Source organism: Pseudomonas sp. GW821-FHT01C01 (assembly GCF_059422645.1).
In genome coordinates this window covers 1-19,655 of record NZ_JBWKXF010000041.1, presented here as the reverse complement: position 1 = coordinate 19,655, position 19,655 = coordinate 1, and the positions used below count along the sequence as shown (strand labels likewise).

Below are 19,655 nucleotides of genomic sequence, written 5' to 3'. Positions count from 1 at the left end.
AAAAACGTACGGGCAACGCGTTCATTCAGGCAGCACGCGTTATCGTTGACGTCCATCGCGAGCAAGCTCGCTCCTACAGTTGTGGCCAGCGTTTGAAAATCAGTGACGTATTCACCCCGCCAAACGCAAAGTTGTTGTTCATCACGTACTGATTGCTCATCTGCCGAAACTCACCGCGCAGGTAGTCGAGCTTGCCGCAATGCGGGTCGACTTCGTCGAGGTTGAAGGTGTGCGCGTAGAGGTCGCGGTTCATCATTTCGATGCTGAACCAGGACTCCAGAGCACCACAGGCGCCGAGGGTGTGGCCGAGGAAGCTCTTTTGCGAGCTGATTGGCATGTGCTCGCCGAACAGGCTGCTGGTGGCCAGGGTTTCGGCGATGTCGCCCTGTTCGGTGGCGGTGCCGTGGCCGTTGACGTAGCCGATATCCGAAGGTTTCAGCCCGGCGTCTTCCAGGGCCAGTTCCATTGCCCGGCGCATGGTGACTTGTTCGGGGCGGGTGGTGTGCTGGCCGTCGGCATTGCTGCCGAAACCGACGATTTCGGCATGGATGTGCGCACCGCGCGCCAGGGCGTGTTCCAGTTCTTCGAGCACCAGCATGCCGCCGCCTTCACCGATGACCAGGCCGTCGCGTGCGGTGTCGTAAGGACGAGGGCTGCGTTGTGGAGTGTCGTTTTTCAGGCTGGTGGCGTAGAGCGCGTCGAAGACCATGGCTTCGGTCGGGCACAGTTCTTCGGCACCGCCGGCGAGCATCAGCGGCAGGCGACCGAACTTGATCGCCTCGTAGGCATAGCCGATGCCCTGACTGCCGCTGGTGCAGGCGCTGGAGGTGGGAATCAGGCGACCGGTGAGGCCGAAGAAGATGCTGATGTTCGCCGCGGTGGTGTGCGGCATCATCCGCACGTAGGAATTGGCGTTCAGGCCCTCGGCCACCGAGTTGAGCAGCATGTTGCCGAAGGCCTTGATCTCGTCGGTGCTGCCGGTGGAGGAGCCGCAGGCGACACCCATGCGCCCGTCCTTGATCGACTCGTCGCCCAACAGGCCGGCATCGGCCAGCGCCATCTCCGCCGCGCCCACAGCAAGCCGCGAAACCCGGCCCATGCTGCGCAGTTGCTTGCGGGTCCAGTGGCTCGGCACCTTGAAGTCATCGATGGGGCCTGCCAGCCGCGTGTTGAGCTCGGTAAAGCGATCCCACTCGTCCATCCGGCGGATGCCGCTGCGGTTGGCCGCGAAGTTGCCGGCGATGGTTTCCCAGTCGTTGCCCAGCGAGGTAATGCCGGCCATGCCGGTGACGACGACGCGCTTCATCAGCACAGGCCTCCGTTGACGGCCAGAACCTGCCGGGTGATGTACGAGGCTTCCGCCGACATCAGGAAATTCACCGCGCCGGCCACCTCTTCAGGGGTGCCCATGCGTTGTGCGGGGATCATTTTCATCAGTTCTTCCACCGGCACGTTTTCGTCGAGCATGGCTGTGTCGATCAGGCCGGGTGCGACACAGTTAACGGTAATTTTGCGCTTGCCCAGTTCGATCGCCAATGCCTTGGCCGCGCCGATCAACCCGGCCTTGGAGGCGCTGTAGTTGACCTGGCCACGGTTGCCGATCAGCCCCGACACCGAGGTGATGCAGACAATTCGCCCGGCGGCGCGACGACGGATCATCGGCATCATCACCGGGTGCAGCACGTTGTAGAAACCGTCGAGATTGGTGCGCATCACCACATCCCAATCGTCCTCGCTCAGGGCCGGAAAGGCTCCGTCGCGGGTCAGGCCGGCGTTGAGTACCACGCCGTAATAGGCGCCATGTGTTTCCACGTCGGCTTCGAGAATTTCTTTGCAATGGGCACGGTTGGACACGTCGAACTGCAGGATGCGCGCACGACGGCCCAAGGCCTCGATTTCGGCTTTGACAGTTTCGGCATCCCCCAGGCCACTGCGGCAATGCAGCACGATGTCGTGCCCGGCCTGGGCCAGACGCAAGGCAATTGCGCGGCCGATGCCACGGCTGGAACCGGTGACCAGTACGGATTCAGTCATGACTGGACTCCTTCGGGTTCATGGAGATATTGAGCGGCCTGGGGTGGGCGGTACACGTTCAGACGGGCGCTGGCGTGAATGCCGGGGGCGTTGATGTGACACTCGAACACGCCCATGCCGTTATCGTCTTCCAGGGAGCGAATGCCGTGGATGGTCAACTCGGTGCCGGCGGGAAAACTTTCGACGTTGCATTCGAACTTGCGGCTGCCGAGCAGGAAACCCAACTCCACCGCATCCCCGCGCTGACGCGCATGGCAACCGGCGAAGGCGGCCACGCTCTGGGCCATCAGTTCGATGCCGACCCAGGCCGGCAGACCACCGTCGGGGCGGTTGAACAGGCCATCGGGCTTGACGGTCAGGCGGGTGTGAATCTGCTCTTCATCGAACGCCAGGATCTGATCGATAAGGATCATGTCGCCAGCGTGGGGCAGCAGTTCGGCGAGCGGCCAGTCAATCATGGGGCGTCTCCGATAATCAGGCTGACGTTGTTGCCACCGAAGGCGAACGAATTGCTCATCAGGTAGCGCGGTGCAATGGACGCCAGGCGCGTGGCCGGGGTCACCCAATTCAGCACAGGCAGTTGCGGGTCGGGTTGACCGTCCCAGACATGGGGGGGCAGGGCATGCCCGGGGTTGTCCGTGCCAAGGCTCAACCAGCAGAACGCCGCTTCCAGTGCGCCGGCGGCCCCGAGGGTGTGGCCGGTCATCGGTTTGCTCGACGAGCAGGACACGCCGGCCGGGAACAGCGTCGCCACGGCCTGGCTTTCCATGGCGTCGTTGTGCTGGGTGGCGGTGCCGTGCAGGTTCAGGTAAGTGATCTGCTCCGGTTGCAGGTTGGCGCGGTCCAGGGCTTTGCGCATGGCTTGCAGGGCGCCGCGGCCGGTGGGTTCCGGCGCGGAAATATGGTGCGCATCGGAGCTGGCGCCGCTGCCGAGCAGGGCAATCGGTTGCTTGTCGCCCGCGCTGCGGGTCATCAGGAACAGCACCGCCGCTTCGCCGATGTTGATGCCGTTGCGGTTCACCGAGAACGGATTGCAGCGTTGCCCGGACACCGCTTCCAGTGCACGGAAACCATTGAGTGTCAGTTTGCACAGGGTGTCGACACCGCCGCACAGCACCGCGTCGCAGACGCCCAGATCCAACAGGCGCCGGGCGCTCATCAGTGCCCGGGCGCTGGAGGTGCAGGCCGTGGAGATGACATAGGCCGGCCCGCTCAATTGCAGCCACTCGGCGAGGAAGTTCGCCGGCGCAGCGAGCTCTTGTTGCTGGTAGTCGTACTCAGGCGGGAACTGCTGCTCGCGCAGGTAATGGGCCAGGCCCTGGCTGGCTTCGTCGATCCCCGAAGTGCTGGTGCCGAGCACGATACCGATGCGGCCGCCGCCGTAAGTCTGGATCGCGCTGTCGATGTCCTGGCGGATTTGCAGCGCGGCTTCCAGCAACAATTGATTGTTGCGGCTGTGATGCCTGGACAGTGCGGCCGGGATCGCTGGCAACTCGCCATGGACTGCACCGACCGGCAACGAACGCTCTGGCACCCATCCGGCGGCGTCGCGCATGCCGGAGCAGTCGCCGGCAAACAGGTTGCGCGCGACTTCCCGTTTGCCGCGGCCCAGAGCGCAAACCAAACCGAGGGCATTGAGGTAAGCCGTCATGGCGTTTCACCGCTCAGGGGCGTGACTTGATAGGTCGGACCTTTCGGAAACTGCAATTCAAAGTTCTGCGGTTGTACGTAGCGGATATCCCAGCGCTCGGGCAGGGACCGTTGTTTGCCGTGTTGCCAGGCGCCGGGATAGTTGGCCGCCAGTTCATCTTTCGGCGTCAGCGCAAACAGCAGCGCCGCGAACAGCTCCCGGGCTTCCGGATTGGGTGGCAAGAAACCATCGGACTCCCAGGTTTTATCGATCAATTTCTGGCGTGCCTGGGGAATGCCCAACAGGTCCATCATCGACCAGCGAATACCAGGTTCTTCGCGCTGGATCACCAGTACCCAGTCCTGGCGTTTTTCGGCCTGCAAGCGCTGGATGTGCAATTGCAACGGCAACGGCAGATCCGGATTGTGCTCGGGCAGCGGCGCCCGGCCGGCACAGGCGCTCAGCAGCAGCGCCGCGGCAAGTAGCAGAAATCGCAGAGCACCCGTTACTCCTGTAGGAGCGGGCTTGCCCGCGAAAGCGGCAGTACATCCGGCAAATCCGCTGGCTGACCCACCGCTTTCGCGAGCAAGCCCGCTCCCACAAGTTTGGTATTTCAAGCGACTGGCAATGAACATCACACAGTTCCTTCAAAAGGTTTGCGCGCCACCACATTGACCAGGGTTTCTTCCCGTTGGCCAAAGGGTTTTGGCTTGCACACACCCAAGTATTCGAGCAGGCCGAAATCCTTGGCGCGACTCCACCACAGATACGGATAAGACACGTTTTGCGCCGCGAATTCGAAACCCTGTTGGCGAATCATTTGCAGATACTGTGCAGCGCTTTTCTGCACGTGCATCGGGTGGCGAAACAACCAGCGGATCACCCAGGTATCAATGTAAGCCTCGGTGGATTCGGCGAACAGCAGATAACCGCCGGGTTTGAGCACGCGGTAGAACTCGGCCAGTGCCTGTTCCTGCTCCACCAGATGATGGAAAGTCTGGTGACAGAACAGCAGGTCGATACTGGCGTCCGGCAGGTTGAGACTGGCGCAGTCGCTGCCGATCAACTCCACTTCCATGCCCTGCCGGACCGCTTCTTCGCGGCTCTGGTTCAGGCTGTGGGGATCAGCATCGACGCCAATCAGACGACCGGGCGCAAAGGCTTGGCGCAGCAACGGGAATGACTTGCCCTGGCCGCATCCGGCATCCAGCAGCACCGGGCTGACAGGCAGCGCTTCGCTGAACAGGCTGCGCAAATCGTTGATCGCCAGCCGCAGCACATAGTGTTGCCAGATCCGGCTGCGCAGGAACCACAAACCGAAGCGGGTTTCTTCGACGTAATGGTCGCTCAAGTAGTTCATGACGCGTCCCTTGCACAGAATTCTGATATCACCTTCAACCGGCGCCTGGCTTCGCTGACGAACGGGTTGCGTGGGTCCCAGGCATATCCGGCAAGAATGGAGCTGATCATCCCGCGGATTTCCGGCGAACTGCTCTCATGGAAAATCACGTCCTGAAACGTCCCCGCATACCAGCCTTCGACGTAGCAACGGAAGGTGTCGACGCCGCGCTTGAGCGGTTCGGCAAACTCGGTTTGCCAATCGACGGCTTCGCCCAGCAGTTGGCGGTGCAATACCCCGGCAGCCATGCTCGCCGAACGCATGGCGATCGTCACCCCGGAGGAAAACACCGGGTCAAGGAATTCCGCTGCATTGCCCAGCAGCGCGAAGCCAGGACCGTGCAGGGTTTTGACGTTTGCCGAGTAACCGCCGATGGTTCGGGCTGCGGTATCCCAGCGCGCGTTGGTCAATACGCTGGCCAGACTCGGCGTCTCGGCGATAAAGCCGCGCAGGCACTCGTCCAGATTATCGCTGCGGCCGGCGAAACGTTCCTCTGCGGCGACCACGCCGACCGAGCAGCGCCCGTTGCTGAACGGGATGGTCCAGAACCACACGTCGCGCTGGGTCGGATGAGTGGTCACGAGGATCTTGCTGCGGTCGAAGGCCGGGTGGTCGATACGGTCCTCGACGTGAGTGAACACGGCTTGGCGCAACGGAAAATTCGACGGTGCCTCGAGGTCGAGCAAGCGCGGCAGCACGCGGCCGTAGCCACTCGCATCGAGCAGGAAAGCCGCCTCGACGCGGTATTCGCTACCGTCTTCACGACGTACGCCGAGCTGCGGTTTTTCCGGGTCAGTGTCGACGCTGACGATGGTTTCGCCATAGCGGATCTCCACGCCTTGGAGCGCGGCCTGATCGGCCAGCAGTTTATCGAAGTCGGCGCGCTGGACCTGAAACGTCGTCGATTTGCCGTGGCTGAACGTCTCGCTGAAATCGAACGCGCTGTAGCGCTCGCCCCAGGCAAACGCGGCACCGGTTTTCAGCTGGAAGCCGGCGGCGTTGACGGCGTCGAGCATGCCCGCCTCTTCGACGAAGTCCAGGCAGTGCGCCAACAGGCTTTCACCGATGGAAAACCGCGGGAAATGCTGGCGCTCGATCACCAGCACATCGTGTCCCTTGCGCTTGAGCAACGCGGCGGCGATGGCACCGGAAGGGCCGGCACCGATGATCACGACCTGGCGGCATTCCATTTCAACGGTTGGCATGAGGGCTCCTTGCCGGGACAGCGGTTTTCAGGGGGATTCGGTGCATGCCGGCCAGGGCCGGCAGCAGTGTAGCGATCAGGCCCATCAGCATCAGTGCAAAGTACAACGGCGGGGTGATGAGTTGCTGTTGCAGCAGCAGGTTGAGAAAAACGATCTCGCTCAAGCCACGGATGTTCAGCAGCACACTTTCCCGCCAGCGACTGGCGCCCTTGAACGAGGCCCCGGCCCAGCCGAGGCCGAGCCAGTTGCCCAGCAGTTTGCTCAGCATCGGCAACAGCAGCAGGGCTAGCAGTTGCACCCAGCCGAGGCTGTCCATCGCGCTGTGCACGTTGATCTGCACAATGCCGAACGTGAGGATCAGCGGGATGGCGATGTACGTCTGCAAGCGGCTCATCCACAAGGCCGGCAACGGCAGCACGAGGGGGGCTTTCAACGCCGCCATGATCAACACATAACCGATGCCGAAAATCAGCGCATTGAGCTTGTAGTGTTCGGCGACGACCAGCAGGGCGAAAAAGCACAGGCTGTAAAGCCAGGTCTGGCGCAGACCCAGTAGTCGCAGCAGCACCGGCAGGCAGGCACCGGCCAGGGGCAGTAACAGGCTGCTCAGGTGCAGGCTGCCCTGGGCGATGCCGAACAGCGTCCAGCAGGCGAGGTCGATGAGGATCGCGGTTTGCACCAGTCGCCGGGTGGCGCCGGGCGGGTAATCGATGTGCCGCAGGTACAGGTACAACACCGGAATCGCGGTGATGGCGAACAACAGGCCGACGGCCAGCGAGCTGATCCACGGTTGCGGCGGCAACAGCCAGATCGCCGTGGCCAGGCCGCAGACAAACGGAATGCAAAAGCTGGGCAGGGCGATTTTCAGGCTCTGGCGATCCAGTTGCAGGTCGATCACATCGCTGAGGATATAGCCCAGCAACAGGGCAAAACTCAGGCTGTAGAGGTTCTTCAGCCAGCCCGGCGACACCAGCTGCGCACCGCTCAATTGCCATTGGGGCTCGATCCAGAAATACATCAACAGCGGCAAGCCGAGGGTCGCCAGCAACAACTGGCTGACGATGGGAATCAAACCAAAATGGCGGCCGACACGGGTCGCCACCGCGAACAACGCCAGTGCCATCGCCCAGAACAGAACGACCATCACGCTGCCCGCTCCACAGTAGTCGCCTCATGCACCTGTCGGCCGGCCCACGGCGCGAGCAGGAAGCTGAAGATCAGGCCGAGGCTCACCGACAGTCCGAAATTGCTCACCGCCGGGGTACTCGACACCGCCAGCAGCCCGAACGACAGCCAGGTGGTCAACGCCGCCAGCAAGGTACCCAGCAGGCTCACGGCGGCACCGCCGACCTGTTCGCGCATCAGGATCGCGTAATCGACACTGATCGCCGTCACCAGCAGCAGGCCGAACAGGCTGAACAGGGTCAGCGGCTGCCCCAGCCAACCGAGGCTGGCCAGGCTGCACAGCGCCGCCAACAGCGGCAGGGAGACGATGCGCAACGCACCGCCGAGACCGAACGGCAGGATCAGCACCAGCACGATCAGCACGCAGGAGGCGAGTTTCAGTTCGGCGGCACTGATTTGGGTGGCTGCGAAGACGTTGTTCAATTCACCCAGTCGATCCACCAGTGTCACGCCGGGTAAGTCCTCGCCCTGGAGCCGCAGCAGGGCCGGGTTGTTGATGCCTTGCAGGCTGACCATCGCCGCCACGCCGTCTTCGGTTGGCCCCAGCCACAGGGGCCGGTAGGGTTCTGCCAGCGGGCCGGTGAGCGCGGTGTCGATGTCCACGGCAGGCAATGCCTGTAACTTCGTCAGCTCGGCTTGCAGCGCCTCGCCCGGTACGCCGATCTCGAGCAACGGTTGCCAGAACGACGGCAGTTTGCTCAGCGCTTCGCGTACCTGTTGCTGTTGGTTCGGCGGGCTCACCAGCTGATTGAGCGACAGATAACCCTGGAGCTTTTCCAGGCCAATCAATTGATCCAGTCGTTCGCCCAGGGCGGTCTGGCGTTCGAGCAGTTGTTGCTGGTTGGCGGCGCGTATCAGGAAGAACTGGCTGGTGGGTTGATAGCCAGTGATCCGTGCAATGGTCCGGGCTTCGTCGGTCAGTTGTTGCGGCGCGCTGATCCACTGGCGGATGTCGTTTTTGCTGCTCAGCTGTAACAGGCCGCCCACGCAAAAGGCGATCAGCAGCGCCAGCAGGACGGGGGTTTTTGCCCGTTCGAGCAGCGCTTCGCGGCAGTCCAGTAAAAATTCGCAAACGCGCAATGGCCACTGCGCCGGGCGCAGGTCCAGGCCCTTGAGCAATGCCGGCAACAGGCACACGGCGGACAGATAGGCGCCGAGCAAGCCGGCGGCAGAGAACGCGGCAATCTGGGTCAGTGCCGGGAAGGGGGTCCAGGCCAGGGCCAGATAACCGATACCGCTGGTGATCAGGCTCAGGGTCAGCCCGGGCAAGGTCATGCGCAGTGCCGGCCAGCTGCGCCAGGGTTTCAGGCTCCAACTCTTGGACAGGTAGTGCAACGGGTAGTCGACCGCGACACCGATCAGGCTCGAACCCAGCACCAGCGTCATCACGTGCATATGGCCGAACAACGCCACGCAGGCCACCGCACCGAAGAGCATGCCCACCAGCACCGGCACGAACGCCAGCAAGACGCGCCAGCGCCGGAAGGCCAACAGCAGCAACAACAGAATCCCGAGAGTGGCACCGCCACCGACCCAGGTCATCTCCCGGGTGGCCTGCTGTTGTCCGCTGGCTGCGTACAACAAACCGCTGGCGGCGAGCAGTTGCACGTCGTGCTGCGCGGCTTCTTCGCGGCTGTGCTTGAGCAAGTCAGCCACCTGCAGCGGCAGGTTCATGTCGAAGGCGTTGCCGGTGGTGCGCGCGCGCAGCAGCACCCAGCTCTTGCCATCGGCATCGGCAATCAAGGCGCCGCTGCCGATGTCCAGTTGTACCGAACCGCGTTGCGGCTGGCTGTTCTGGATGCGCCCGGTCAGGCCGAGCCAGTCGTCCTGGCTCGGCACCAGGCTGAAACCGTTGAACGGGTCGAACAATGCCTGTACGCGTTGCTGGATGAAGGTGTCGGGGTGCTCGATCAGCAGTTGTCGGTCCGCCGCCGAGAGCATCGCCAGGCGACCTTGCAGCAATTGTGTGCGCAGCGCCGGCAAGTCGGCTTGCAGGGTCCACTGGACCCTTTCGAACACTCCGCTGGCCTGCCACTGCTCGCCGAGTGTTAGCGCCATGGCGACGGCCTGCTGGCGATCGGCGTGGCCGACCAGCACCAGCATTTCGCGATTCAGCGGTTCTTGCATGCGTTGTTCGGCGCGCAGTTCCAGGGCGTCGGGCGCCGTGCCGGGTACCAGTTCCATCAGGTTGGCCGACAGCGGCGCGCCGTCACGCCATTGCCAACCGGCGAGCGCCAGTACTGCCAGCAGCAGGAGCAGGAAAAGCCGTGGCAGTAAGCGTTCACTCGGCAAAGTCATGCTGCTCCGCGTCACTCAATGGTTGGGCGCTGGTGCTGTCCTGCATGCGCAACAACGTACTGTCGCCCTGGGTTTCGAGCAGTTGGATGCTGTGCACCAGTTCTGCACCGGTAATGTTGATCTGGTTGAACACCTGCTTGAGCAGCATCGAACGTGGCACCAGCGTGAGCTTCCAGTTCTGTGCATCGCCGCTCAGGGACAACTCGAAATCCCGTTGCAGTCCACTGCTGTCGCCTTGCAGCACGGCGAGGAACAAACGGTTCTGTTCGGCACCGGCGCTTTTACCCGGCAGCATTTGCCAAGTGCTGGCATCACGCCGGGCAATGCCTTTGGCGGTGATGCGGTAATCCTGTTGCAACGGTGTTTTGAGCAGCCACAACAGGCCGTGGTTTTTCGCCAGGACGAACGTGCCCTTGCTGGTCAGCGGCTGGGGCAGGGCGCGCAGGTGTTTTTCCTGGATGAAATTACCGTGGATCACCTCGGGCCTGGCCAGTTGAACGCTGAGCTGTTGCAGGTCGAAGGCGTTGGCCAACCCTGGAATGCCCAGTAACACGCAGAACACTGTAGGAGCGAGCTTGCTCGCGAAAAACCTGAGAAAGCCGCGGGGTGTCAGGTGCCCGGTGTCATCGTTAACGACCATCGCTGGCAAGCCAGCTCCTACAGGGGAACGGGGGGGGCAGAACATCATGGCAGCACCCTCTCAACCGCATCGGTGAACACTTTCGGCGAGGCCAGTTGCATCTCGCGGCTGGCGATGTCGACGGCGACCTGTACCGACATCGCCCGGGTCAAGCGCTCACCGGTTTGCAGATCGCTGATCAGGTAGTTGATCTTCAAGCGGTTCTCCCACTCCACCAGGTTGGCGCGCACGTTCAGTTTCTGGCCGAACACCGCACCGCGCACGTAGCGCAATTGCAGGTCGATCACCGGCCACGCGTAGCCTGACTCGGACATGGCGGTGTAGTTGTGGCCGATCCTGTCCAGCAGCGCACAGCGGGCGACTTCCAGGTATTTGACGTAATGGCCGTGCCAGACGACGTGCATGCTGTCGACGTCAAAGAACGGTACGACGATTTCCGTGTCGGTGTGCAGAAATCCCTTGCTACGCATGCAGCCTCCAGTGTTGTTCGGCGATGCGTTGCAGGCACAGGCGCAATTCGCCTTCCAGCGCGCGGTCTTCGATGACCGGTGGGAAGTCCTTGGCCAACGCTTCATGCATGGCGGCCAAAGCGGGTGGCAGTGGTCGTGCATCTTCGGCCTGGCTGCGGAGCCAGACGCCCTGATTGGCCGCCAGCAACGTGGCGGCTGCCACCTGCTCGGTGAGTTCCAGCACGCGGATAGCATCCCGGGCGGCGATGGTGCCCATGCTCACTTTGTCCTGGTTGTGGCACTCGGTGGAGCGCGAGAAAACGCTGGCCGGCATGGTGTTTTTCAGCGCTTCGGCGGTCCAGGCACTGGTGCCGATCTGCACTGCCTTGAAGCCGTGGTTGAGCATGGCGCGGTCAGCCGTGGCGCCGGACAGGTTGCTCGGCAAACCATGGTTGTAACGCTCGTCCACCAGCAGCGCGAGTTGCCGATCCAACAGGTCGGCGACATTGGCCACGAGGTTTTTCAGGCTGTCCATGGCGAATGCGATGTGCCCGCCGTAGAAGTGTCCACCGTGCAGCACGCGCTCGGCTTCGGCGTCGATGATCGGGTTGTCGTTGGCGCTGTTGAGTTCGATCTCGATGAACGAACGCAGCCAGTTCAGGCTGTCGGCCAGCACGCCCAGCACATGGGGCGCACAACGCAGGGAATAGCGGTCTTGCAGGCGATGCAACGGTGCGGTCGGCGCGTCGATGGCCAGATCCTTGCGCAGCCACGCGGCGACCTGCATCTGCCCCGGATGTGGCTTGGCAGCGAACAGGCGCTCGTCGAAGTGTTCCGGGTTGCCTTGCAGGGCGACCACGTTCAGCGCGGTGATGCGGGTGGCCAGTTGCAGCAGGTAATCGGCGCGGGCGAATGCCAGGCAGGCCAGACCGGTCATTACGGCAGTGCCGTTCATCAGTGCCAGGGCTTCCTTCGGACGCAACACCAGTGGCTGCCAGCCGAGTTCGCGGTGCACATCGGCAGCCTGCCGGCGTTCGCCGCGGAACAGCACTTCGCGTTCGCCGGACAGCGTCGCGGCAACGTACGAAAGCGGTGTCAGGTCACCACTGGCGCCCACCGAACCTTCTTCCGGAATCAGCGGCAGGATGTCGTGTTCAAGGAACGCCTGCAGGCGCTCCAGCAGCTCCACGCGGACCCCGGAAACACCCTGGCACAACGACTGCAAACGCGCCGCCAAAACCGCACGGGTGGCCTGGGCATCAAGCAGTTTGCCCAAGCCGCAGCCGTGGAAGGTGAACAGATGACGGGGCAGCGCCTCGACGTGATGCAGCGGTACGGCGACCACGCAGGAATCGCCATAACCAGTGGTCACGCCGTAGATCACGCCTTCCTTGTCCAACAGGGAATCGAGGAACTGCGCACCCTTGGCGATGCGCCGACGGAACTCGGGATCGCCCTGTAACTGCGTCGGCACCTGACGGTTGGCCAGGGCCAGCACGTCTTCGATGCGCAAAGGGAGTTCGCCGAAGGTTACCGGCTCAAGCGTTGGCGTCGTCATCGGTCTTCCAGAAAGGGTAAAAGTTGAACCATTGTTGGGGCGCTTCGAGGCAATAGTGACTCAGGCGCTCGGCGTAGCGGGAGGCCCACTGATGAATGACCTGCTCGCGGTCGCTGCGTTTCCAGGTGATTGCGTCAGCGAACGGCTCAATGGTCAGTCGATAGTCGCCGTCGGGCTTTTTCAGGCACAGCAGCAGGTTGATCGGGCATTTCAGCAGGCCGGCCAGCAGCCACGGGCCTTGGGGGAACCTGGCCGGATGACCGAGGAAGTCCACGGTCACGCTGCGTCCGCCATGCAACGGTACGCGGTCGCCGGCAATCGCCAGCCACTCACCGCGCTCCAGGCGTTCGCTCAGTTGCAGCATGGTACCCGGGTCGAGCTCGCTGACTTGAATCAGGCGCAAGTTGGTCGCCCCGGCCTCGCCCAGCAATCGATTGAACTGCTCGGCGTGCTTGGTGTGCACCAGCACGTTCATCGTGACTTTCTCGCCGATTTCCGCCAGTGCGCGGCAGACTTCCAGATTGCCCAGGTGTGCGCCCACCAGCATCTGCCCGCGGGCACCGCGCAACTGGTCGCGCAGCAATGCCGGGTCGACGATTTCGATTTGCCCGATGCTCAGCTTGCCGTTCCATACGTCGAGTTTGTCGAGCATGGAATCGGCAAAAGCCATGAACTGGCCGAACACCCGCCAATGGGTCGGGCGCAATTCGCTGCGACGGCTCCAGTCGGCCAGGCGTTGCTGATATTGCCAGGCGCTTTTGCGGGCGCTGCGGCCGAACAGGAAAAAGTACAACACGATGCCGTATAACAACGGGCTCAGCAGGCGCCGGCCCAGTACTTTGGCGCCGAACGCGGTGAGCTTCATCAGCCAGAAACTGCCCCGTTCTTCGCGGTCGGCCCAGTGTTGATTGTCTGTGCTCATGCTCGCCACCGTCGCCAGAGGATCATTGGCGCACGCAGCAACATGCCGAAGAACAGCCGCGTATGCATGCTGGAAATCAGCACGTTGTCGTGGAACATACGAAAATGCGAAACGCCGTCCAGCGGGTAGTGGACTTTGGTATGCAGCCATTGCATCGGCTGATTGCGCCAGGCCAGGCGCACCAGGATGTCCGAGTCGAAGTCCATGCGCTTGCCGATTTTCGCTGACTCGATCAACGCCAGGACTGGCGGTAACGGGTAAACCCGGAAACCGCACATGGAGTCGCGAATCTGCAACGACAGGGTGTTGATCCAGACCATGACGTGCGTCAGGTAGCGCGCATACAAACGGCCTTTCGGCACGCTGGCGTCGTACTGCGGGTAGCCACAAATCACCGCCTGTGGGTGGGCGCGTGAATGTTCGATGAAGCGTTTGACGTCCTGCAAATCGTGCTGGCCATCGGCGTCCACCTGCAAGGCGTGGCTGAAACCCAGGCGCGAAGCTTCGCGCAAACCGGTCATGACCGCGCCACCCTTGCCCTGGTTTTCGGCGAGGCGGATCAGGTAAACCATTTCACGTTGGGCCAGGCGATCCAGCACTCGGGCGCAGCGTGGACTGCTGGCATCGTCCACCAGAATGCACGGCAGATGGCTGGCGATCAGGGCATCGACTACGGTGGTGATGGCCGTTTCGTGGTTGTACACCGGGACAATGGCGCAGGGGCTATGCATGTTGGTGTACACCTGAGGGACCGTGGTGTCTGCTTCGCGAGCAAGCCCGCTCCCACACTGGATTTGTGAACGCCGTGGACCCCATGTGGGAGCGGGCTTGCTCGCGAATGAGTGCGCAGCACTCACCAAACTTATACATGCGCCGCCTCCAGCAAGATCCGCCCGCTGGAGCAGGTGGCGGTTTCGTTGCGATAGGCGAAATACAATTTGCCGCGCGTCGGGTCGAAGCGCAGGTGCAGCTGGACTTCGTCTCCCGGACGCACCAGTTGCTGGAACTTCAAGACTTCCATGCCGGCGAATTTTTTCGGCAGATGCATCAGTTGCTGGCCCAGGCTCAGCGCCCAGTCCACCTGCACCACGCCCGGCAATACCGGCACCTTGGGGAAATGGCCGCTGAAATAGGCCAGGTCCGGTGGCACGGCCAGTTGCAGGCTCCATTCGCCATTGCTTTCGACTTGCTCCAGCACCTCCGGGGCTTTGGGGCGCGGCGCCAACAGCAGGGCGTCGACGTCGGCCTGGGGCAGTTTGCCCTGGGTGTTCAGCGGCAGTTGTCGCAGCAGGCGCCAGCGTCTTGGCAGGGCCAGGGCTTCGCAGTGTTGGCTCAGGTGCTGGCGCAATTGCTCGGTGAGGCTGCGTCGACCCTGATTGCGCAGAACATGCAAACCGGCCTCGCTCAGCACCAGCAACGCCCCCAGCGAGGCACGGTTTTCCTGAACGACGCCGAGCCGCGCTTCGACGACCCATTCATGAGCCATCAGCGCCTGTTCCAGCATCGGCAGTGAAATGCGTTTTTCTTCCAGTTTGACGATCCGGTCCAGTCGCCCGAGCAATTCGAAGCGACCATCGACGGCGATGCGCGCTGAATCGGCAGTCTGTTCGACATGACCGCCAGGCAAGTAGGGCGAAGCGATCAGCAGCGCACCATCACTGTCTTGAGTCAGCGTGACATCGGCAAAGGGCTGCCAGAGTTCAGCGCCCTGACGCCAGGCGATGCCGCCGGTTTCCGAACTGCCGAAAATTTCCGTTGGCCATTGCCCCAGACGCTCATGCAGGCTCTGTGCTGCCTCGAACGGCAATGCGCCGCCGGAGGAAAACACCCGGCGTACGGAGCTCAAGGCGGGCCAGTCGAGGTTGTCGCCCATGCGCTTGAGCAACGCCGGGCTGGCCACCCAGGCGAAGGCCGGGTACTCGCGGCTGGCGCGCTGCAGGTCTTCCGGGAATGCCAGCTGCTTGCGTACGAATGGGCGCCCGGCGCACAGCGGCCACAGCACCCGGAACAGCAGACCGTAGATGTGCTGGGTGGCGACGCTGCCAATGATGCACGCCGGACCCAGGTCTGCGCCCCATAATTGTTCCAGGGCTTCGACTTCATTGGCCAGTTGGCGCAGGTTCTTTTCGATGCGCTTGGGTTCGCCACTGGAGCCGGATGTGCACAGGCTGAGCTGGCAGTGATCGAGATCCAGTGCCACCGCACTCAGCGGCGGATGACGAAGGTCGCTCAGGTGCGCATCGTCGGGCTGATCGCTCAGCCACAGATCAACTTCGCCTGACCAGCGCTGGCGGGTCTGCGGTTGCAGGTCAGACGGCAGCAGCACACTGACCCCGGCACGCCAGGCGCCAAGCAATGCGACCGCCAGATCGGCGGCATCCTCAAGGTGTACGGCCATCTGCCGCACACCCCGGGCTTGCAGGCCGGCGGCCAGGCTCAGCGCCAGTTCGCACAGTCGGGCGTGATCCAGTGCCGGACCGGTCGTTACGGTGCGCTCCGGCTGAGCCTTGAGCAGCAGGTGCTCAAGTTTTATCCAATTCATGGGTGGCCTCGTACCCTTAGTCGTATCAGCCATTCAATGGCAAACATCAGGCCTATCAATCCGTAGGAGATCAGGCCGGTGTACAACGTCCACCAGCTCAGCGGCGCCCAGAGGGTCAGGGCGGCAGCGCACACACCGTTGCATAGAAAAAAGACACTCCAGGCGACGGTCACCTGACGGGTATAGCGAATGCCCTCGGCCGGCAATTGCGGCTCGCGCACCCGGGCCAGGCGTTCAACGATCGGTGGGCCGAATGTCAGGCTCGATCCGAACAGCGTCAGCATGAAGGCGCTGATCAACACCGGATACCAGCGCAACAGCGCCGGGCTGTCGAACAATGCCAGCAACAGACAGAACACAATGGCCACGGTGGCCATCCACAGGCTGCCAGGCCGTCGTTTGCCGGTCAGCGCCCGGGCCAGCCACAGTCCGCCCAGCAGCAGTCCGAACTGCCACGGGGCGAAATGCTCCATGCCGAAATACACCGCAAAGGGATATAAAAGGCCCGCCAGCAGCAGGCCGAGGCCAATCAGTCGGCTCATGCGGCTGGTTGAACCAGGCGATAGACCGCCTCGACCACGTCACTGACGGTACGCACCGATTTGAATTCTTCGGCAGCGATTTTCTTGCCGGTCTGACGTTTGATGTGATCAATCAGGTCGACCGCGTCGATGCTGTCGATTTCCAGGTCCTGATACAGGTTGGATTCGAGGCTCACACGCTTTGGATCCAGTTCGAAGAGTTCGACCAAGGCATCGCGCAGGGTGTTGAAAATGTCGTCACGAGTTTGCATGGTCCGGTCTCAAGCTGCCTGTTTTGCGGTGACGAACGCCGCAAGGCTCGCCACATTACTGAAGTGATTACGTGTGTCTTTGGCATCGGCGTCGATTTTGATGCCGTACTTTTTCTGGATGGCCAGGCCCAGTTCCAGGGCGTCCACCGAGTCCAGGCCCAGACCTTCGCCGAACAGCGTCTGGTCGCTGCCGATATCTTCGGCACTGATGTCTTCGAGACCCAGGGCTTCGATGATCAGTTCTTTGATTTCCAGCACCAGGCTATGGGTGTACAGATCGCTCATCTTCGGCGAGCTCCTTGATAAAGTAAGAATGCAAATAATCGTTGAGCTTGCGCGAGGCTTGCGGAGCCGGGCCCAGCGAGGCGAAGGTCTGTGGGTCTATATCGGCCCCAACCCGAAAACTGAAGTGCACGCGCCGCTTGGGGATGCGATACCAGGGCTCGGCCTTGGTCAATGTGGTCGGGCTGACCTTGATAATGACCGGGGTGAGGATTTTCGCACCACGCAGGGCGATTGCCGCGCCGCCCCGATGAAAGGCCGGCGCCTGGCCTGGCCGGGTGCGCGTGCCTTCGGGGAAAATGATCAGGGTCTGGCCTTCTTTCAGCGCGTCGGCGGCCGCGTCGAGCATGTCCATGCTGCCGTCGTTGCTGATGTATTCGGTGCAGCGTAGCGGTCCGCGGGTGAAAGGGTTTTCCCAGAGGCTTTGCTTGACCACGCAGTTGGCGTGACGCACCAGGCCGATCAGAAATACCACGTCGATCAGCGACGGGTGATTGGCCATGATCATCTGCCCGGGACGACCGAGCTTTTCCGCGCCTTCAATGTTGTAGGTCAGCACCCCGGTACGGGCCATGAAACGCACAAAAATCCAGAAACAACGGCTGACCGTTTGCCGGGCGCGCAGCCGATGGGTCTGGGCATCACCCGGCAGGCAGTTCAGCACAGGGAAAATCACCAGGCGCAGGCACAGCCCGCCCAACCCGAACAGGGCAAAGCTCGCGGCGGTGGCCAGCAAGCGCCAGTAATAGGCGTCGCGGTTTTTCTCGGTCACGGGTTGCGTTGCCAGGTCCATACACGATTTTTCCAGGCATGTTGGCAGGTGGTTTGCTGGCCGAGCAGCATACGCAGCAGATTCAGTGCATGTGGCCAGCGGGATTTGGACAACGCATCCGACGGGCTGTTCAGGGACAACTGCCAGTCGGTACCGGGGGTAATCAGCAGGCCGACGGCATAAGGGAACGGCACGTCGTCGATCCAGGTTGAGTAAGCCTGCGGCGGCTGCTCTTCGGTGATCACCAGCAGTACCGCGGGAGCGCCTTCAGCCAGCAGCGCGGCAGCTTCCAGCATGCCGTGTTCCAGGCCGTCGCCTGCGGCGGCCAGGGCCGTCATTTCGCTGGTTTCACCCCGCATGATCGACCACAAACCAATAATCGCGTTATGCACAGACAGGCTGAACTGGGTCGGCGACAGCGGCTGATCGGCGGCCAGATCGCTGAGAATGTCGACCGTGCGGGGCGTTTCGCCGTGACGGGAAACAAAGACCAACGGCAGATCCTGCCGACCTTCGGCCAATGGCCAGCCGACACTGAATGCCATCCGTGCCAGGCGGCTGAGCCGCCGACGCTGCATGGCCGGCAGAAACGAAACGTCGGGAGCGGCACCGCTGTCCGGCGGCACGACCGGTTGTCGGCTCCAGGCCTGCCAGTCGTTCACGCTATCAAGCCCCGGGGCCCAGGCGCGCCATTGGGCGATGTTGAAGTTGATCACAGACATTCATCCCACCCTTACGGGCTTACTTGACGCGGGGAGTGGCCGAGAGCCGAGACTCGCCCTGCGCGGCGTTTGGCGCCGAGTGGCGCGCATTATCCCGGTGCCGGGAACGTGTAGCAAATGCTGGTTACATTTTGCTCAGCAAGATGAAGCGGCTGACGCGCAAAAAAATGAACGATTGGTAATTATTCACAAATTCATTACCCCGTCTGTCGGTTCTGGCGTCGTATCACCGGGCCGTTCAGGGCTTTTCAAGCAAGACAAGGCAACTGACTGTGTAGTCCCTTGACCGACAAGGTAGCGAAGCAACGCCGTGGACCACTACACTCGGTCATTCTTTGATACATGGAGGTTTTGACATGCGGCGCGTGGTGTTCAATCAGAAAGGTGGCGTTGGCAAATCCAGCATCGCCTGCAATCTGGCGGCGGTCAGTGCCAGCGAGGGCTTTCGCACCCTGTTGGTGGACCTCGACGCTCAGGCCAACTCCACTCAGTACCTGACGGGGCTCACCGGTAACGACATCCCGATGGGCATCGCCGATTTCTTCAAGCAAACGCTGTCTTCCGGGCCGTTCTCCAAGAAGAATCAGGTCGACATCTACGAAACCCCGTTCGATAACCTCCATGTCGTGACCGCCACCGCCGAGCTGGCGGACTTGCAACCAAAGCTTGAAGCCAAGCACAAGATCAACAAGCTGCGTAAGTTGCTTGAAGAACTGAGCGAAGACTATGACCGGATTTACCTCGATACCCCGCCGGCTTTGAATTTCTACGCGGTTTCGGCGTTGATCGCGGCCGATCGCGTGTTGATTCCTTTCGACTGCGACAGTTTTTCACGCCAGGCATTGTACGGCCTGATGGCGGAAATCGAAGAATTGAAGGAAGACCACAACGAAAGCCTGGAAGTCGAAGGCATCGTCGTCAACCAGTTCCAGGCCCGCGCCAGCCTGCCCCAGCAAATCCTCGACGAACTGATCGCGGAGGGCCTGCCGGTGCTGCCGGTGTACCTGGCCAGCTCGGTACGCATGCGCGAATCCCACCAGGCCAATACGCCGCTGATCCATCTCGACCCGCGGCACAAACTGACCCAGCAATTTGTCGAGTTGCATAACCTGCTGGAAAACGCCTGATTCTGGCTGCCAACACAAAACCCATGTGGGAGCGGGGGGGGGGGGGGGGGGGGGGGGGGGGGGGGGGGGGGGGGGGGGGGGGGGGGGGGGGGGGGGG

21 protein-coding genes are annotated in these 19,655 nt (G+C 62.2%); 1 reads left to right on the top strand and 20 read right to left on the bottom strand.

Annotated elements, in window-relative coordinates:
- Positions 1-73 precede the first annotated feature (73 nt).
- The 20 genes from AC07XF_RS21365 to AC07XF_RS21270 all read right to left on the bottom strand — a co-directional run bounded on the left by AC07XF_RS21365 (position 74) and on the right by AC07XF_RS21270 (position 18,431).
- Positions 74-1,306 (bottom strand): beta-ketoacyl-ACP synthase, encoded by a 1,233-nt coding sequence (locus tag AC07XF_RS21365; RefSeq protein ID WP_495028048.1) that lies wholly within the window; start codon positions 1,304-1,306, stop codon positions 74-76.
- The gene (gene fabG, locus AC07XF_RS21360; RefSeq protein WP_495028047.1) at positions 1,306-2,034 is read right to left on the bottom strand and encodes a 3-oxoacyl-ACP reductase FabG; all 729 of its coding nucleotides are present in this window, start codon (positions 2,032-2,034) and stop codon (positions 1,306-1,308) included. Before fabG ends, AC07XF_RS21365 begins: the two co-directional genes overlap by 1 nt.
- A complete protein-coding gene (locus tag AC07XF_RS21355) occupies positions 2,031-2,492 on the bottom strand; it encodes a hotdog family protein (RefSeq protein ID WP_495028046.1) in 462 nt (153 codons plus the stop codon). The genes fabG and AC07XF_RS21355 overlap by 4 nt, the downstream gene beginning before the upstream one ends.
- On the bottom strand, positions 2,489-3,685 hold the full coding sequence (locus AC07XF_RS21350; protein ID WP_495028045.1) for a beta-ketoacyl-[acyl-carrier-protein] synthase family protein: 1,197 nt from the start codon (positions 3,683-3,685) through the stop codon (positions 2,489-2,491). Before AC07XF_RS21350 ends, AC07XF_RS21355 begins: the two co-directional genes overlap by 4 nt.
- Positions 3,682-4,299, bottom strand: coding sequence for a hypothetical protein (locus AC07XF_RS21345; RefSeq protein ID WP_495028044.1), 618 nt, complete (start codon positions 4,297-4,299; stop codon positions 3,682-3,684). The genes AC07XF_RS21350 and AC07XF_RS21345 overlap by 4 nt, the downstream gene beginning before the upstream one ends.
- Complete coding sequence (locus tag AC07XF_RS21340) at positions 4,299-5,024, bottom strand: class I SAM-dependent methyltransferase (protein WP_495028043.1); 726 nt, start codon at positions 5,022-5,024, stop codon at positions 4,299-4,301. Before AC07XF_RS21340 ends, AC07XF_RS21345 begins: the two co-directional genes overlap by 1 nt.
- Positions 5,021-6,268, bottom strand: a complete 1,248-nt coding sequence (locus tag AC07XF_RS21335; protein WP_495028042.1) for an NAD(P)/FAD-dependent oxidoreductase — start codon at positions 6,266-6,268, stop codon at positions 5,021-5,023. Before AC07XF_RS21335 ends, AC07XF_RS21340 begins: the two co-directional genes overlap by 4 nt.
- Positions 6,255-7,412: a sodium:proton antiporter gene (locus AC07XF_RS21330; protein ID WP_495028074.1), complete on the bottom strand. Its 1,158-nt coding sequence runs from the start codon at positions 7,410-7,412 to the stop codon at positions 6,255-6,257. Before AC07XF_RS21330 ends, AC07XF_RS21335 begins: the two co-directional genes overlap by 14 nt.
- Positions 7,412-9,751 (bottom strand): MMPL family transporter, encoded by a 2,340-nt coding sequence (locus AC07XF_RS21325; RefSeq protein ID WP_495028041.1) that lies wholly within the window; start codon positions 9,749-9,751, stop codon positions 7,412-7,414. Before AC07XF_RS21325 ends, AC07XF_RS21330 begins: the two co-directional genes overlap by 1 nt.
- Positions 9,735-10,439: an outer membrane lipoprotein carrier protein LolA gene (locus tag AC07XF_RS21320; protein WP_495028040.1), complete on the bottom strand. Its 705-nt coding sequence runs from the start codon at positions 10,437-10,439 to the stop codon at positions 9,735-9,737. The genes AC07XF_RS21325 and AC07XF_RS21320 overlap by 17 nt, the downstream gene beginning before the upstream one ends.
- Complete coding sequence (locus AC07XF_RS21315) at positions 10,436-10,861, bottom strand: acyl-CoA thioesterase (RefSeq protein ID WP_495028039.1); 426 nt, start codon at positions 10,859-10,861, stop codon at positions 10,436-10,438. The genes AC07XF_RS21320 and AC07XF_RS21315 overlap by 4 nt, the downstream gene beginning before the upstream one ends.
- On the bottom strand, positions 10,854-12,398 hold the full coding sequence (locus tag AC07XF_RS21310) for an HAL/PAL/TAL family ammonia-lyase (protein WP_495028038.1): 1,545 nt from the start codon (positions 12,396-12,398) through the stop codon (positions 10,854-10,856). The genes AC07XF_RS21315 and AC07XF_RS21310 overlap by 8 nt, the downstream gene beginning before the upstream one ends.
- Complete coding sequence (locus tag AC07XF_RS21305) at positions 12,379-13,320, bottom strand: lysophospholipid acyltransferase family protein (protein ID WP_495028037.1); 942 nt, start codon at positions 13,318-13,320, stop codon at positions 12,379-12,381. The genes AC07XF_RS21310 and AC07XF_RS21305 overlap by 20 nt, the downstream gene beginning before the upstream one ends.
- Positions 13,317-14,051, bottom strand: coding sequence for a glycosyltransferase family 2 protein (locus AC07XF_RS21300; RefSeq protein ID WP_495028036.1), 735 nt, complete (start codon positions 14,049-14,051; stop codon positions 13,317-13,319). The genes AC07XF_RS21305 and AC07XF_RS21300 overlap by 4 nt, the downstream gene beginning before the upstream one ends.
- Before the next feature lie 131 nt (positions 14,052-14,182).
- A complete protein-coding gene (locus AC07XF_RS21295) occupies positions 14,183-15,862 on the bottom strand; it encodes an ApeI family dehydratase (RefSeq protein WP_495028035.1) in 1,680 nt (559 codons plus the stop codon).
- On the bottom strand, positions 15,859-16,404 hold the full coding sequence (locus AC07XF_RS21290; RefSeq protein WP_495028034.1) for a COG4648 family protein: 546 nt from the start codon (positions 16,402-16,404) through the stop codon (positions 15,859-15,861). The genes AC07XF_RS21295 and AC07XF_RS21290 overlap by 4 nt, the downstream gene beginning before the upstream one ends.
- Entirely contained in the window at positions 16,401-16,655 is a 255-nt protein-coding gene (locus AC07XF_RS21285) for an acyl carrier protein (RefSeq protein ID WP_110965992.1), read from the bottom strand. The genes AC07XF_RS21290 and AC07XF_RS21285 overlap by 4 nt, the downstream gene beginning before the upstream one ends.
- A 9-nt stretch (positions 16,656-16,664) precedes the next feature.
- Complete coding sequence (locus AC07XF_RS21280; RefSeq protein ID WP_495028033.1) at positions 16,665-16,940, bottom strand: phosphopantetheine-binding protein; 276 nt, start codon at positions 16,938-16,940, stop codon at positions 16,665-16,667.
- Positions 16,918-17,730, bottom strand: coding sequence for a lysophospholipid acyltransferase family protein (locus AC07XF_RS21275; RefSeq protein WP_495028032.1), 813 nt, complete (start codon positions 17,728-17,730; stop codon positions 16,918-16,920). Before AC07XF_RS21275 ends, AC07XF_RS21280 begins: the two co-directional genes overlap by 23 nt.
- Positions 17,706-18,431, bottom strand: coding sequence for a beta-ketoacyl synthase chain length factor (locus AC07XF_RS21270; protein WP_495028031.1), 726 nt, complete (start codon positions 18,429-18,431; stop codon positions 17,706-17,708). The genes AC07XF_RS21275 and AC07XF_RS21270 overlap by 25 nt, the downstream gene beginning before the upstream one ends.
- A gap of 356 nt (positions 18,432-18,787) precedes the next feature.
- On the opposite strand from AC07XF_RS21270, the gene AC07XF_RS21265 reads away from it, so the two are divergent.
- Positions 18,788-19,558: a ParA family protein gene (locus tag AC07XF_RS21265; protein ID WP_442096037.1), complete on the top strand. Its 771-nt coding sequence runs from the start codon at positions 18,788-18,790 to the stop codon at positions 19,556-19,558.
- Positions 19,559-19,655: the final 97 nt, after the last annotated feature.